Origin of the sequence: Chloracidobacterium sp. N (genome assembly GCF_018304765.1) — a bacterium.
Taxonomy (GTDB): domain Bacteria; phylum Acidobacteriota; class Blastocatellia; order Chloracidobacteriales; family Chloracidobacteriaceae; genus Chloracidobacterium; species Chloracidobacterium aggregatum.
The window spans coordinates 1037271-1052772 of sequence record NZ_CP072643.1 but is presented as its reverse complement, the minus strand read 5'-3'; the positions used below and the strand labels follow the sequence as shown (position 1 = coordinate 1052772).

Annotated in this window: 9 protein-coding genes and 1 pseudogene; 4 read left to right on the top strand and 6 right to left on the bottom strand. The window is 60.8% G+C overall.

Annotated features, from left to right (window positions below; all coding sequences use genetic code 11):
* Window positions 1–10: 10 nt before the first annotated feature.
* The 3 genes from cas8g1 to J8C05_RS15335 form a co-directional block, all read right to left on the bottom strand.
* The gene (gene cas8g1 / locus J8C05_RS15345; RefSeq protein WP_211423604.1) at window positions 11–2122 is read right to left on the bottom strand and encodes a type I-G CRISPR-associated protein Cas8g1/Csx17; all 2112 of its coding nucleotides are present in this window, start codon (window positions 2120–2122) and stop codon (window positions 11–13) included.
* Entirely contained in the window at window positions 2122–4875 is a 2754-nt protein-coding gene (gene cas3g / locus J8C05_RS15340; RefSeq protein WP_211423603.1) for a type I-G CRISPR-associated helicase/endonuclease Cas3g, read from the bottom strand. Before cas3g ends, cas8g1 begins: the two co-directional genes overlap by 1 nt.
* Window positions 4876–5048: 173 nt before the next feature.
* Window positions 5049–5327: a hypothetical protein gene (locus J8C05_RS15335; RefSeq protein ID WP_211423602.1), complete on the bottom strand. Its 279-nt coding sequence runs from the start codon at window positions 5325–5327 to the stop codon at window positions 5049–5051.
* Between the two features lie 38 nt (window positions 5328–5365).
* Here J8C05_RS15335 and J8C05_RS15330 point away from each other — a divergent pair, with 38 nt between their 5' ends.
* Window positions 5366–5512: a hypothetical protein gene (locus tag J8C05_RS15330; protein ID WP_211424039.1), complete on the top strand. Its 147-nt coding sequence runs from the start codon at window positions 5366–5368 to the stop codon at window positions 5510–5512.
* A 44-nt stretch (window positions 5513–5556) separates the two neighbouring features.
* Window positions 5557–6828: pseudogene (gene hemN, locus J8C05_RS15325) on the top strand (oxygen-independent coproporphyrinogen III oxidase); the annotation flags it as partial.
* 240 nt (window positions 6829–7068) lie between these two features.
* Here the strand turns inward: hemN and J8C05_RS15320 are convergent.
* On the bottom strand, window positions 7069–7218 hold the full coding sequence (locus J8C05_RS15320) for a type II toxin-antitoxin system VapC family toxin (RefSeq protein WP_014100884.1): 150 nt from the start codon (window positions 7216–7218) through the stop codon (window positions 7069–7071).
* Window positions 7215–7460 (bottom strand): type II toxin-antitoxin system Phd/YefM family antitoxin, encoded by a 246-nt coding sequence (locus tag J8C05_RS15315; protein WP_014100883.1) that lies wholly within the window; start codon window positions 7458–7460, stop codon window positions 7215–7217. The genes J8C05_RS15320 and J8C05_RS15315 overlap by 4 nt, the downstream gene beginning before the upstream one ends.
* A 427-nt stretch (window positions 7461–7887) precedes the next feature.
* Here J8C05_RS15315 and J8C05_RS15310 point away from each other — a divergent pair, with 427 nt between their 5' ends.
* The gene (locus J8C05_RS15310; protein ID WP_246840785.1) at window positions 7888–13983 is read left to right on the top strand and encodes a tetratricopeptide repeat protein; all 6096 of its coding nucleotides are present in this window, start codon (window positions 7888–7890) and stop codon (window positions 13981–13983) included.
* 32 nt (window positions 13984–14015) lie between these two features.
* Complete coding sequence (locus tag J8C05_RS15305; RefSeq protein ID WP_211423600.1) at window positions 14016–14714, top strand: tetratricopeptide repeat protein; 699 nt, start codon at window positions 14016–14018, stop codon at window positions 14712–14714.
* 311 nt (window positions 14715–15025) lie between these two features.
* On the opposite strand, the gene J8C05_RS15300 is transcribed toward J8C05_RS15305, so the two are convergent.
* Entirely contained in the window at window positions 15026–15415 is a 390-nt protein-coding gene (locus J8C05_RS15300; RefSeq protein ID WP_211423599.1) for a type II toxin-antitoxin system VapC family toxin, read from the bottom strand.
* Between the last annotated feature and the right edge of the window lie 87 nt (window positions 15416–15502).

The following is a 15502-nucleotide window of genomic DNA, read 5'->3' as shown; positions in this document are numbered from 1 at the left end:
GATGTTCTCCTTATTCCTCGATCGGCACCCAGAGGTGCCGCGATAGGGCGAGCGTGTCATCTTTCGAGATGGGGGCGAGAACCGCGAGCAGCATTCGCGCTGCCTCGTTGGCCGGGATGGTCGCGGCGAAGCGCGCAACAGCCTTTCCGGTTGGTCTCGGATCCGTCCTCCAAGGGAGGCCGTTGACTCGCAGGTGCCCGAGTGCCACTTCGACAGCTTTCTCGACCCCGCTGGCGCTGCCTAATGAGAGAAGCCGTGCGACAGTGCCGTCGCGCGGGGGCCGCGACTTCGGCGGCGGATCGATGCCCAGCTCAAGCCACAGACGGAGCGCGGCGTACGACGGCGGCACAGGAACGCATGCACCTGACGCTTCACCCCGCCCGGTTCCCAACGATTCCCAGTCGAGAAGCGCGTAAAGACCAGCGAGGCAATGGACCTCCCGAATGTTCACGTCACCACGAAGCAGGGCGGCGATGTCGGCGAGGCGCGCGAAGCGCGCGGCGGCAAACGGCAGCTTCGGCAACTCGGCACTGTCGAGCCAGCGGAACCAGAAGAGGTCTTTGAAGTCAGCGAGAGGGTTGAGGCCGGCCCACCTGAGGGGACGGGACGGGGGGTCTTTCGGAACTGTCCAATCGCCGCTTTTTTTCCAATTCCAGCGAACCGGGAGCATGTGCTCAAGGATGGGCCCGACAACCGCACCCTTGGCTCGAACCCCGAGGTCGGCTCGAACCCCGAGGATCGAACCGATGGCACGTCCCAGTTGATGGGCCGGGTCTGGCTCGTTCCCGAGTGCACGCTCCCATAGGAGCGCCGGGAGCGGTGGCAGTGGGCGCGGCTTCCGGCCTGTGTCCTCGAGGTCCCGGCGCAGGGCACCGGACACGACAAGCGCCTGGTTGAGATCCCAGAGCGACTTGAGGATGCCACGATACGTATCGGGCCCGGGCTCATCGACTGCGCGATGGATGGCCTCCTCCGCGCGCGCACGTTCCGCGCGCAAACGATCCGTGCTGAACTGGTCGAACCATCCCGTTTCCGCGAGCGGTGCCAGCATCAGCCGTAGCGTTGCGTGTTCCTTGCCCTTGACCCCAACGCGCGTCGAACCGCGTGGGATGCCTTGACGCATCCGCTGGTCCTGCCCTCGGCGGCGCCCTTCGAGGACGAAGCGATGGAAGGTGTCGAAGGCGGCACCGGGGCCACGCCCGACGACCGCCGCCCGGAACTCTGCTGCGGTGGCGGCGAAGCCCCGGCCTGACAGACGTGCCTGGAACTGACGCATCTGGACTTCGAACTCCGCGAGCGTCCGAGGGTAGGCGGCGGTCCATGTCGGAAGATGGACCTCGACGTTTCGGAAGAAACTGCCCTTCCCGAGCTCGACCACCGAGCCCTCGAACACGAACGGGAACGCGGGGTACGCGCGGCGACCCCAGCGGAGGCGACGAAGGCTGCCACGCAAAAGCACAGCCCCACGCACTGCCAGCAGGAAGCACCATGGGCTGAGCGCAGCGCGATCCTGCACCCACTTCGCGATGCCCGTCGCGTAGCGTTTCATTGGCTCGGGAAAGAAGAGATAGCCGCTGTCGAGCCCCTTCTTGAGTGTGGGGTTCCCTTCCGCGAAAAGCGACCACGCGATGTCCAACGGAGCACCTCTGGCCGCCTCGACTGCCTTCTCGACCTGGGAAAAGTAGTCGCCGCTTCCCTCCTGCCCATGGGCAGGGAACAGCGGGTGCGGTTCGGTCTCCTTCTTGTCCGGGTCGGGAAGAGCGATCGCCCGTGCCCATGCCGCAATCTGGGGCTCGAACCGATCATGGTTATCGCGCAGCTTGAGCTTCGAATCTTGCCGTTTGATTTTTTTCTCCTTGCTGCCGCGAACAGGCTTGAACGCCTCCGCAACGACACTCCCCCACCCGAGCAGGTGGCCGCGCACCACACCCTCGATCGCCTGCCTCGACTCCCTCTGATCCGCGCCATCGTCGCAGGGCCGCTCGACCACCAGGTGAAAGGCGTCGTCCCACCAGAACAGTGCGTCCGGACAGTTCTCCCCGACGATGGCCATGACGCCGAAGCCTTTGAGGAGATCGCCGAGCGAACGCGGCGAGACCCCGCTGCAGACGACCGCTGCCATCAGCTCGCCCTCCAGTCTGCGACGCGCACGAGGCCTTCCAGGTAGGCAAGGAGAAACGGCCCGTGTTGTTTGAGCAGCTTGTGCACGCGCCCTTGCCACCCCCGGTGCTGGCGGGATGGAAGCACGATTTTCGTGTTGAGCACGATCGGGTTATTTCCGACGGGTAAGGCGGCCGCGGGGATCCTGTCGCCCTTCCGCACGCCACACAGATCCACGGGGTCATCATCGTCCCACGCCTCGGGAAGGAGGCGCACCTTGCCATGATGGGCAAGGATCAGGAACGCCGCGAGGTCGTCGTCGGCGTGCTTCGACTGGAGGAACGCGAGGAGCGAGGCCATCTCGTGCCGGAACCCCGAGGTCTCGCCGGCCTTCCTGCCGTTCGACTTTGCGTATAAGGCGTCGGGCCGGGGATGACCTCCGACGGTCGTACCGCCGCGCCGCAAGTACTCCTGAAACGGCCGGGTGGATGTACCGTTTCTATCCCGCTCGAGCGCCTTACCGACGTCATGCCAATGTGCGGCCCGGATGACAGACGCGCCAACGGTATTGTTTAGGGAAAGTTTCGCCACCAAGCGGCTTGCCTTCTGCCTCGCCCTGCACAAATGGTCTTGGAGCTCCATCCACTGCCTGGTGAAGCAGCGGTGATCCTCTAACCGACCACGAGGCCCGACGATGTGAGCGTCAATCTCATCGAAAAACGGTTTTCCTGCACCACCAATCTCGACCCATGCTCGCACGAGCTGGCCGCCGTTCTTCTCCCAGCGGTCGACGACCCGGCTCGGGATGTCCTTAGCCTCGCCCGTCCAGCCGGCATCCTCGCGATAGCACCCGGCCTCACGATTGACCATGACGGTGTCGCCGGCGCGGATCTCGCGCCCTGTCGCTTTGCGCCAGGCGGCGCGACCTTTGCGCCCCGTAGAGAGCGTGAGGATCCAGACCTCGCGTTCCGCGAACGCTTCCTGCGCTTCGTAGAACGGCACAGGGCACAGCTCGTCGCGATGGATCGGCACCTGCTTATCTACGTTAAGCCCTCCCTTGATCCGTACGTTAAGCCCTCCCTTGATCCGCCGCCAGAGCAGGTACGCATCGACGTCGCGATCGGCGGCGCGCAAATACGGCGTCACATCCGTGTGGCCACCGGAGAGATCCGGATCGGTGTCGAAGAGATCGTCGAGATCGAAGCGCCGGAGGACGGGTCCTTCGAGCGGAAGCGAGATCGAAAGAGTCGACAGCGTCTTGGGCGAGAGGGAGCCGTCGTGAGCCTCCGCCACCTGAGCAAGGAGCTTTCGGGCTTCGTCGATGGCCTCGGGCTCGTACGGCCAGCTCGGGCGAACCTCGTAGTCCGCCGAAGACTCTTTATCCCTCGTCGGCTGCGGCGGCTCGAAGACCACAAACTCGAAGACCACAGCCCGCGCCGGCTTTGCCTTGCCCTTGTTAACGTCACTGGATCGTGGCCGCGTGCCGCTGCGATTCAGCCGACCAAAACGCTGCACGAGCGATGGCCACGGACAGAGCTCCGTGAAAAGCGCATCGGCGTCCAGGTCCACGCCGGCTTCGAGGACCTGTGTCGTGACGACGATGCGTCCGGAAGCAGGTGTGGCGGTCCCGAGCTTGCTCACGACTGCGTGCCGATCGCGCGGGCGCATGCGGGCGTGGACGAGGAGAACCTCCGCCCCGGCTCCGGCGCTTGCGCGAAGGCGGTCGTGGAGTTCGCGCGCACGCTTGACCTGATTCACGAAGACGAGCACGAGGCGTCCGCCATTCGCTTCATCGAGAATCGCCGTATGCAGATCGGGACTCTCGACGGTCCAGCCCTGCTCGCCTGGCTTGCCTGCCTGTGCGTCATCTTTGGACCCTGGCTTGCGCTTGCCACGCGCTGGCTTGACTTTCGGCTTCGTAACGCCAGTGTTGTTTGCAGCGGAGTCCAGGTGCAGTTCCAGGCGCTTAGGAGCGTTCCACCGCAGGGCGAACGCCGGGTTTTGAAGGTCGGCGTTTGTGTGCTGACATGCAAGCAACTGGCTCTTTTCAGGCGTTTGCATCCAATTCGGAAGCTGGAGCGAGCCGGCCTGGCTGCCGAGTGTGGCGCTCATCCAGAGCGTCTGGCGCAGCCCATGGGACGGAGGTGCAGCGTCCCAGAACGCTTGGAGCTGTACGCTCGTCGTGCGCCCCGGCCCCATGAGCTGGACTTCGTCCATCACCCAGAGCGCGTCCACGTTAAGAAATCCGAAGTCAATCGGCCACTCCTGGGGAGGCATCGCGAAGCCGCGATTCAGCGCCCGCGAGAGCAGCATGTCCTGTGTTCCAATGATGATGGCCTCGCGCTCCGGGTACTCGCGCCAGTCGCGCTGGGACTCGCCACCCATAAGCCTGACGACAGCGATCTTGTCCTGCTGCTTCCAGTCGACTTCGTAGCCTTCGAGCCGGTCGCCATCGAACGTCGCCTTGCCGGCGAGCAACCCGAGGTTGTTCAGCCAGCGGACAGCACACGCGCGCGTCTGTTCCACGAGCACGCGCATGGGGAGGCAGTACACGAGACGGCGTGGCGTCGCGTTGCGTACGGTCTCCTTCGGATGGCATCGCCGACGCCACAACCAGCCGAGGATCGCAGCAGCCGTCTTCCCCGTGCCCGTCGGCACCTCGAGCAACTCGGGCAGTCGCCCGCATTGGGCGAGAGCACGCTGGTAGGGGAAGGGCTTCCTGCCTGTCGCCTTCTCGAACCAATTGTCGAAGCAGTTCGCTCGCCCCTGAGTCATAACATGGCAGATCGGCTCGCAGGAAAGTACTGATGAGCTTGTTTGCGTTGGGCTTGTTTACACGGCGCAGCACTATAAGTAAAACCGGCAAACAGTGCAATCTTTCTCTAAATGCTGAAGACTAGCCAGTCACGCGGGATGCCGACCTGCCGGCCAACGCCCAAGGTGACGGTTCAACACATGCCTGGCATCGGCCGTTTTTTGGCTTTCAAAACAGTTGTTACGCCTTCAAAAAGTAGCGCGAACCACGGCAATGCACCAGACGGTAGGGCGACGGCGGCGGTTTTCCAGCCGGAAACCTCTGCCGGGTCCGGCTGACTTGACCTTTGACATAAAACCTTCGCGGGCCTGAAAAAATTGCGCGCCTGCCTTTCCGCCGCTGTACGTTGGGAAAAGAAGGCTTCATTCAAGCCTGTGTTTTTTGTGCGTCCCCAGCCGACCTTTTCCTTCATCTTCTGTCGGCAGTTTCAGGCTCTGAGGATGCACCGTCATGAAAATCCTGATGCTTCAACCCAACTACCACTGCGGCGGCGCAGAAATTGCTGGAAACTGGCCGCCAAGCTGGGCCCCTTACATTGGCGGGGCCATCCGGGCGGCTGGTTACACCAACTACCGCTTCGTGGATGCCATAACATAGCCGGCCCTAGGCCGGGCTACACGAGTTAGCCGACTGTCCCGGCGTGGAGTGAACAGGTTGGAGCGACGGATTACCGGGCGGCCCTTCAGGTGCTTTCGGAAACGCCGGACGCCCGGAATCTCTGCCTTTACGTGCACCTGCCGTTTTGCGCCATGGCGTGCCACTACTGTGGCTGCAACAACGCCGTCACCAGCAAGACGGAAGTCGTGGATGCCTATCTTGACCGGGTGGCGCGGGAAGTGGCGCTGGTGGTTGAACAGCTCGGACGCGACCGGCGCGTCGTCCAGATGCACTGGGGTGGTGGGACGCCCAACACGCTGACGGCGCGCCAGATGGAGCGTCTCGTGCGTCTGCTGGAAGCAGCCTTTGTCCTGGGCTGGAACGGGGAAATGTCCATCGAGATTGACCCGCGCATTGCGTCGCCGGCGCAACTGAAGCACATCCGGTCACTCGGTTTCCGGCGCATCAGTCTGGGCGTCCAGGATTTCCACCCGGAGGTACAGGCGGCCATTGGCCGGCATCAGCCGGAAGCCCTCACGAAGGCGGTCTATGCCGCCTGTCGGGACGTGGGCTTTGAAAGCATCAACCTTGATCTGGTGTATGGACTGCCCCGGCAGACCCGCGCCACGTTCGAGCATACGGTTGCGTCCGTTCTGGAACTGCGTCCCGACCGCCTGGCGCTGTTCAACTACGCCCACGTGCCAAAACTTCGTCCGCGCCAGCGGCACATCCGTACGGAAGACCTGCCGGATGTCGCCACCCGCTTTGCCATGTTTGACGATGCGCGCCAGCGGCTGACGGCCCACGAGTACGTGTGGATTGGCATGGATCACTTTGCGCGCCAGGACGATGAGCTGGCTGTGGCGGCCTACGAGCGTCGTCTCCACCGCAACTTCATGGGCTACACCCTGCGTCCGGCGGCCAATCTCATTGCCTTTGGGATGAGCGGCATCAGCGAACTGGAAGGGTTCTATGCCCAGAATGATGCCCGGCTGGGACGTTACCAGACGGCCCTTGACCACGGGGAGCTGCCTGTCGTGCGCGGCCATCGGCTGAGTGCGGACGACCAGCGGCGGCGGGAGGCGATTCGTTACCTGATGTGCCACATGGAGCTTCCGGTGGCGACCCTGGGGGCTGACTTCGAGCGGCGGCTTGCTTCCTTCCGGGAAATGGAAGCCGACGGCCTCATCTGCTTTGACGCCGGACGCCTGGTTGTCACGCCGTTGGGACGCCCCTTCGTGCGCAACATCTGCATGACACTCGACGCCTATCTGGAAACCGACGCGCCACGCCCGGTTTTCTCAAAGACCCTGTGAGTGGCGAGTGGCGAGTGGTGAGTGGCGAGTGGCGAGTGGTGGGTAGCGAGTGGCGAGTGGCGAATGGAGCATCAGTTTGCGCCACTGGAGTTTCCGTGACGATTTGACGACGGCAGCCGGAACCCGGAGAAGGTCCTGGCCATCGGCGGCACAGAGAAGCTCATTGCCACTCACCACTCGCTACTCGCCACTCGCTACTCGCCATTCGCCACTCGCTATTCCGCCATTCCTCATTCCCCACTAATCCCAGATGCGGTTTACGCCGTAAGCGTCGAAAATCGTGTCGGCGCTGAGGAGCGGCATGCCCTCGATCAGCGACTGAGCAACCAACATCCGGTCAAATGGATCGCGGTGGTGAAATGGCAGCGCGGTCAGGCAGTCGAAGTTCATTCCATATATTCCGCGAAGTCTTCGAGTGGGGCATCGAAATCGGGGGACATCCAGAACGGGCGGTCCTTGGCTGTGCCGGGAACACTTGGCCAACTCGTGCGCTCCAGGCGCTTGATGACAGCGACAGGCACACCATCAGCCGTCAGGATCAGTTCCTCGCCGCCGGCCATTCCAGCCAGAAGTTCAGGCAATTTGGACTGGACGGCCGTCACCGGAAACGTGCGGGCAATCGTTTCGGTCATGTCGTTCTCCTCGTTGGTGGGCTTGTTCCGTCGTGTAGCCGCCAGAGCTACCCGGATTGTTTTCGGGTGTCATTTTCGCCGGCTACACGATTATCCGCAAACACCGGCTGAGTGCGTACGACCAGCGACGGCGGGAAACAATCCGTTCGGCTTCACAACAACGACTGTGCCTGCTTCAGAGCACCCCTCAAAACATCCCCCACTTCCACCTACTCGCCACTCGCTACTCACCACTCGCCATTCACCACTCGCTACTCGCTATTCGCTATTTGCTATTTGCTACTCACCACTCGCTACAAACCTGTTTACAACCCGAAAAAAAAATGATTCTAAATGTCACAAAACCTAAAACGTGATAAGGCAACCAGCCGGCGACAAAGTGGTTGGGTGTCTGCGGGGAGCGCCTATGATCAAACGGATACAGGTAATGGCTCTGGCTGCCGTGCTTTGCCTGACTGGTGCTATGGCCTACGCCCAAGGCACAGGCAGCGACTGGGAGACGCTCAACCAAGAAGTCATAAAGCTTTATCAGGCCGGTAAATATGACCAAGCCGTCGTGGTTGCCAAAAAGGCGCTGGAGGTTGTTGAGAAAAGCGTTGGGCCGGACCATCTCAATGTGGCGAAGATCCTGAACAACCTGGCCGTGATCTACAATGCCCAAGGTCAGTACGCCCAAGCGGAGCCACTTCACAGGCGCGCGCTGGCCATCCGGGAGAAGGTTCTAGGCCCTGACCATCCCAATGTGGCAACGAGCCTGAACAACCTGGCTAGTCTCTATCAAGACCAAGGTCAGTACGCCCAAGCCGAGCCACTCTACAAGCGTGCGTTGGCTATCTTGGAGAAGTCTCTGGGCCCCAACCACCCCAAAGTAGCAACGAGCCTAAACAACATAGCTAGTCTCTACAAAGCCCAAGGTCAGTATGCCCAAGCCGAGCCGCTCCACAAACGCGCGTTGGCTATCCGGGAGAAGACTCTGGGCCCCGACCATCCCGATGTGGCGACGAGCCTGAACAACCTAGCTGTTATCTATCAAGGTCAAGGTCAGTACGCCCAAGCGGAGCCGTTCTACAAGCGTGCTTTGGCTATCCGGGAGAAGACCTTGGGTTCCGACCACCCCGATGTAGCACAGAGCCTGCATAACCTGGCCGATCTCTATAGAGCTCAGGGTCAGTACGCCCAAGCAGAGCCGCTCTACAGGCGCGCGTTGGCTATGTGGGAGAAGACCTTGGGTCCTAACCATCCCCATGTGGCAACCAGCCTGTACAACTTGGCTGAACTTTTTCGAGGCCAAGTTCAATACTCCCAAGCGGAGCCGCTCTACAGGCGCGCGCTAGCTATCCGGGAGAAGGTTCTAGGCCCCGACCATCCCGATGTGGCGCAGAACCTGAACAACCTAGCCCTGCTCTATGCCAAGCAGGGTCAGTACGCCCAAGCAGAGCCACTCTACAAGCGTGCGCTGGTTATCTGGGAGAAGGCCTTGGGCCCCGACCATCCCAAAGTGGCGACGGGACTGAACAACCTGGCTGCGCTCTACGACAACCAAGGCCGGCACACCCAAGCCGAGCCGCTCTACAAACGCGCGCTGGCCATCTGGGAGAAGGTCTTGGGCGCGGACCATCCCGATGTGGCGACGAGCTTGAACAACCTGGCTGCGTTTTACTACAACCAAGGCCGGCATGCCCAAGCGGAGCCGCTCTACAAGCGTGCGCTGGCCATTCGGGAGAAGGCCTTGGGTCCTGACCATCCTGACGTGGCACAGAGCCTGAACAACCTAGCCATGCTCTACTATGCCCAAGGGCAGTACGCCCAGGCCGAGCCGCTCCACAAACGTGCGCTGGCTATCTTGGAGAAAGCCTTGGGTCCTGACCATCCCGATGTGGCGCAGAGCCTGAACAACTTGGCGCTGCTCTACGCCAACCAAGGTCAGTACGCCCAAGCCGAGCCGCTCTACAAACGCGCGCTAGTCATAACAGAGAAGACTCTGGGTTCCGACCACCCTGCTGTGGCAACAAACCTGAACAACCTAGCCCTGCTCTACGATGCCCAGAGTCAGTACGCCCAAGCGGAGCCGCTTTACAAGCGTGCGCTGGTCATCCTGGAGAAGGCCCTGGGTCCCGACCACTCCGATGTGGCGTCGATCCTGAACAACTTGGCTGAACTATATCGAGAACAAGGGCTTTACGCCCAAGCGGAGCCGCTCTACAGGCGCGCGCTGGCTATCCGGGAGAAGGTTCTGGGCCCCGACCACCCTAAAGTGGCAACAAGCCTGAACAACCTGGCTGGTCTCTATCAAGCCCAAGGGCAGTACGCCCAAGCGGAGCTACTCTACAGGCGTACGCTGGAGATCAGGGAAAAGGCCTTTGGCTCCGACCATCCCGATGTGGCGACAAGCCTGAACAACTTGGCCGTGATCTACAATTCCCGAGGTCAGTATGCCGAGGCGGAGCCACTCTACAGGCGTGCACTGATTATCCGGGAGAAGGTCTTGGGCCACGACCACCCCGATGTGGCAACGAGCCTGAACAACCTGGCTGGTCTCTATCAAGACCAAGGGCAGTACGCCCAAGCGGAGCCACTCTACAGACGTACGCTGGAGATCAGGGAAAAGGCCTTTGGCTCCGACCATCCCGATGTGGCGACAAGCCTGAACAACTTGGCCGTGATCTACAATTCCCGAGGTCAGTATGCCGAGGCGGAGCCACTCTACAGGCGTGCACTGATTATCCGGGAGAAGGTCTTGGGCCACGACCACCCCGATGTGGCAACGAGCCTGAACAACCTGGCTGGTCTCTATCAAGCCCAAGGGCAGTACGCCCAAGCGGAGCCACTCTACAGACGTACGCTGGAGATCAGGGAAAAGGCCTTTGGCTCCGACCATCCCGATGTGGCGACAAGCCTGAACAACTTGGCCGTGATCTACAATTCCCGAGGTCAGTATGCCGAGGCGGAGCCACTCTACAGGCGTGCACTGACCATCCGGGAGAAAGCTCTTGGCCACGACCACCCCGATGTGGCAACGAGCCTGAACAGCCTGGCTGAACTCTATCGAGAACAGGGACGTTACGCCCAAGCGGAGCCACTCTACAAGCGTGCGCTGGTTATCTGGGAGAAGGCCTTGGGCCACGACCATCCCAAAGTGGCGACGGGCCTGAACAACTTGGCGGCGCTCTACAAAGCCCAAGGTCAGTACGCCCAAGCGGAGCCGCTTTACAAGCGTGCGCTGGTCATCCTGGAGAAGGCCCTGGGTCCCGACCACTCCGATGTGGCATCAATCCTGAACAACCTGGCTGAACTGTATCGAGAACAAGGGCGTTACGCCCAAGCGGAGCCGCTCCTCAAGCGTGCGCTGACCATCCGGGAGAGGGCTCTGGGTTCCGACCATCCCAACGTGGCGGCGAGCCTGCACAACCTGGCTGGTCTCTATCGAGACCAAGGTCAGTATGCCCAAGCCGAGCGGCTCTACAGACGCTCGCTAGCTATCATGGAGAAGGCTCTGGGTTCCGACCATCCCGATGTGGCAACGAGCCTGAACAACCTGGCTGGTCTTTATCAAGCCCAAGGGCAATATGCTCAAGCGGAGCCATTCTACAAACGCGCTCTGGTTCTCCGGGAGAAGGCACTAGGCCCCAACCATCCCGGTGTCGCACTGAGCCTGAACAACCTGGCTGGTATCTATCAAGCCCAAGGGCAGTACGCCCAGGCCGAACCGCTCTACAGGCGCGCACTGACTATCCTGGAGAAGGCGCTAGGCCCCGACCATCCCAGTGTGGCGACGAGCTTAGGCAACCTGGCTGCCCTCTATAAAGCCCAAGGTCAACACGCCCAAGCCGAGCCGCTCTACAGGCGTGCACTGACTATCCGGGAAAAGGCCTTGGGCTCTGACCATCCCGATGTGGCGATGAGTCTGAACAACCTGGCTGAACTCTATCGAGCCCAAGGTCAGTACGTCCAAGCGGAGCCGCTCTTCAGGCACGCGTTGACAATCTTGGAGAAGCTCCCGGGCCCACCCTCTCCCAATATGGCGAAGAGCCTGAACAACCTGGCTGGTATCTATCAGGCTCAGGGTCAGTACACCCAGGCCGAGCTGCTCTACAGGCGCGCACTGACTATCTTGGAGAAGGCGCTAGGACCCGACCATCCCGATGTGGTGACGAGCCTGAACAACCTGGCTACCATCTATCGAGACCAAGGTCAGTATGCCCAGGCCGAGCCACTCTTCAAGCGCGCTCTGGTTATCCGGGAGAAGGCCCTGGGTCCCGACCATCCCGATGTGGCAGCGAGCCTGAACAACCTGGCTGGTATCTATCAGGCTCAGGGTCAGTACACCCAGGCCGAGCCGCTCTACAGGCGCGCACTGACTATCTTGGAGAAGGCGCTAGGACCCGACCATCCCGATGTGGTGACGAGCCTGAGCAACCTGGCTGGTCTCTATCGAGACCAAGGGCAATATGCTCAAGCGGAGCCACTCTACAAACGCGCTCTGGTTCTCCGGGAGAAGGCACTAGGCCCCAACCATCCCGATGTCGCACTGAGCCTGAACAACCTGGCTGGCATCTATCAAGCTCAGGGTCAGCATGCCCAAGCGGAACCTCTCTACAGGCGCGCGTTGACTATCTTGGAGAAAGCCCTAGGTTCGGACCATCCCGATGTGGCAACGAGCCTGAACAACCTGGCTACCATCTATCGAGACCAAGGGCAGTATGGCCAAGCGGGGCCACTCTACAAGCGCGCTCTGGTTATCCGGGAGAAGGCCCTGGGTCCCGACCATCCCACTGTGGCAACAAGCCTGAGCAACCTGGCTGGTCTCTATCGAGCCCAAGGGCAAGACGCTCAAGCGGAGTCGCTCTACAGACGTGCGCTGACCATCCAGGAGAAAGCTTTGGGCCCTGACCATCCCAATGTGGCGAAGAGCCTGAACAACCTGGCTCTGCTCTACGCCGAGCAAGGTCAGTACGCCGAGGCGGAGCCGCTCTACAGGCGCGCGCTGACCATTATGGAGAAGAACCTAGGTTCAAATCATCCCGATGTGGCCACGAGCCTAAGCAACTTGGCTGGGCTATATGCCAAGCAGGGTCAGCACGCCCAAGCAGAGCCGCTTTACAAGCACGCGCTGGCCATCCGGGAGAAAGCTTTGGGTTCCGACCATCCCGATGTGGCGACAAGCCTGAACAACCTGGCTGTGCTCTACGCCAACCAACGCCAGTACACCCAAGCGGAGCCACTCTTTAAGCGCGCGTTGGACATCCTGGAAAAAACTCTGGGTCCCGACCATCCCAACGTGGCGGCGAACCTGAACAACCTAGCTGGTATCTATCAAGACCAAGCTCATTATGCCCAAGCGGAGCCACTTTTCAGACGCGTGTTGGCTATCCAGGAGAAAACCTTGGGGCCCGACCATCCCGGTGTAGCAACGAGCCTGAACGACTTGGCTGAACTCTATCAAACCCAAAAACAGTACGCCCAGGCCGAGTCACTCCACAGGCGTGCGCTGGCCATCCGGGAGAAGGCTCTGGGCCCTGACCATCTCGATGTAGCAAGGAGCCTGAACAATCTGGCCAGGCTCTACGATGCCCAAGGGCGGTACGCCCAAGCGGAGCCGCTCTACAAGCGCGCGCTGACCATCCAAGAGAAGTCCTTGGGTTCCGAACACCGCACTGTGGCAATGAGCCTAACCCTCCTAGCTAGGCTTTATTATTCCCAAGGTCAGTACACCCAAGCCGAGCCACTCTTCAAACGTGCGCTGGCTATTGGGGAGAAGGCTCTAGGTCCCAACCATCCTGCTGTGGCGGCAAACCTGAACAACCTGGCCGGGCTTTACCAAGCCCAAGGTCAGTACCTCCAGGCAGAGCCGCTCTTCAGACGCTCAATAGCCATTATGGAGAAGGCTCTGGGTACTGACCATCCCGCTGTGGCGACGAGCCTAAACAACTTGGCACTGCTCTACGCCAACCAAGGTCAGTACACCCAAGCCGAGCCACTCTTCAAACGTGCGCTGGTCATCACGGAAAAGACCTTGGGTTCTGACCATCCCGCTGTGGCAACAAGTCTGAACAACCTGGCTGGTATCTATCGAGACCAAGGTCAACACGCCCAAGCGGAACCGCTCTACAGGCGCGCGCTGGCCATCCGGGAGAAGGCCCTGGGTTCTGACCATCCCGATGTAGCGAAAAGCCTGAGCGACCTGGCCCTGCTCTACGACAAGCAAGGTCAGTACGCTCAGGCGGAGCCGCTCTACAGGCGTGCGCTGGAGATCAGGGAGAAGGCCTTGGGCTCCGACCATCCCGACGTGGCGCAGAGCCTGCACAACTTGGCCCTGCTTTACTATGCCCAAGGGCAGTACGCGCAGGCCGAGCCGCTCTACAGGCGTTCCCTGGTCATCCGCGAGAAGGCTTTGGGCCCTGACCATCCTGATGTGGCGACAAGCCTCAGAAACCTGGCCCTACTCTATCGTGCGACGCAGCGGACTACCGAAGCGGAGCAGCTTGAGGAGCGGGCCGCAAAAATCAAGGCCAACGACAGGTGAGAGAAACGGTTAGGTATCCACGAGGAGCGCCAATGATCAACTTGGTGCAGGTGATCGTTCTGGCGGCTGTGCTGTGCCTGACGGGTGTCCCGTCTTATGCCCAAGGTGCAGGCATCGAGTGGGAAACACTCATCGAGGAAGTGCGGACGCTTTATCGGGCTGGCAGATATGACCGTGCCATCGTGATTGCGAAAAAGGCGCTAGAGGTTGCCGAGAAGCGCGTCGGGCTGAACCATCCCGATGTGGCGACGAGTCTGAATAACCTGGCCAAGTGCCATCAAGCCCAAGGGCAGTACGACCAGGCGGAGCCGCTCTTCAAGCGCGCGTTGGACATCCTGGAAAAAACCCTCGGTCCCGACCATCCCGATGTGGCAACAAGCCTGAACAACCTGGCTGATTTCTATCGGGAGCAGGGTCAGTACGCCCAGGCCGAGCCACTCTACAAACGCTCGCTGACCATCACAGAAAAGGCCACAGACCCCGATGATTCCGTTGTGGCGACGATCCTGAACAATCTGGGCAGGCTCTACGATATCCAGGGTCAGTACACCCAGGCAGAGCCACTCTTCAGGCGCTCACTGGCTATCCGGGAAAAGGTTCTGGGTCCCAACCATCCTGATGTGGCAACGAGCCTTGAAAACCTGGCCTTACTCTGTCGCCTGACCAGGCGGATTGCCGAAGCGGAGAAGCTCGAAGAGCGGGCCGCAAAAATCAGGGCCACCAAAAGGTGAGAGAAACGGTTGAATCCCGTCGCAAAGGCGGCTTATGCCGCGTGCCGGGAGGCCGGCTTTGAAAGCATCAACCCCGACTGGTTACAGGACTAGTATAGGGGCTTGCCCCTTCAAACCTGCGCCACCATCCGCAAATACCGGCTGAGTGCGTACGACCAGCGACGGCGGGAGACAATCCGTTCGGCTTCACAACAACGACTGCGCCTGCTTCGGAGCAACCTTCAAGACATCCCCCCACTTTCACCTATTCACCACTCGCCATTCGCCACTCGCTACTCGCCATTCGCTATTCCGCCATTCCCTATTCCCCACTAATCCCAGATACGGGTTACACCATAGGCGTCAAATTGCGTATCGCTCCCGACAATCGGTATGCCCTCAACAAGGGACTGTGAAATCAGCAAGCGGTCAAAAGGATCACCGTGATGGGGCGGCAATGCCAACTGCCGGTCAGTATGGTCCAGGGTGATTGGCAACAGCGTCAGGTAGAGATCAGCAATGGCGGTATCCATCCATTGCCGGAATGGCTTCGATAAGGGAAGCCGTTTCTTGCCGACCTTGATAGCGATTTCCCAGACGGTTGCTACGCTGATGAGGCGGTCATTGGCTGGGTCCGAAAGGGCGGCAAGCGCAACTGGCGACAACTGACTGGTGTCGTCCTGGCTCCAGATCAGAACGTGGGAGTCAAGCAATAACCGCATCACTGGTATTCCTCAAACTCCTCCAGCGGATCGTCAAAGTGATCCATTGACAATACCGAACCGCGCTGCGTGCCAAGCTTCGGGACC

Coding starts and splice junctions, on each gene's coding strand:
- cas8g1 (WP_211423604.1), bottom strand. CDS start 2,122: ATGGCAGCGGTCGTCTGCAGCGGGGTCTCGCCGCGTTCGCTCGGCGAT.
- cas3g (WP_211423603.1), bottom strand. CDS start 4,875: ATGACTCAGGGGCGAGCGAACTGCTTCGACAATTGGTTCGAGAAGGCG.
- J8C05_RS15335 (WP_211423602.1), bottom strand. CDS start 5,327: ATGAAGGAAAAGGTCGGCTGGGGACGCACAAAAAACACAGGCTTGAAT.
- J8C05_RS15330 (WP_211424039.1), top strand. CDS start 5,366: ATGAAAATCCTGATGCTTCAACCCAACTACCACTGCGGCGGCGCAGAA.
- J8C05_RS15320 (WP_014100884.1), bottom strand. CDS start 7,218: ATGAACTTCGACTGCCTGACCGCGCTGCCATTTCACCACCGCGATCCA.
- J8C05_RS15315 (WP_014100883.1), bottom strand. CDS start 7,460: ATGACCGAAACGATTGCCCGCACGTTTCCGGTGACGGCCGTCCAGTCC.
- J8C05_RS15310 (WP_246840785.1), top strand. CDS start 7,888: ATGGCTCTGGCTGCCGTGCTTTGCCTGACTGGTGCTATGGCCTACGCC.
- J8C05_RS15305 (WP_211423600.1), top strand. CDS start 14,016: ATGATCAACTTGGTGCAGGTGATCGTTCTGGCGGCTGTGCTGTGCCTG.
- J8C05_RS15300 (WP_211423599.1), bottom strand. CDS start 15,415: ATGCGGTTATTGCTTGACTCCCACGTTCTGATCTGGAGCCAGGACGAC.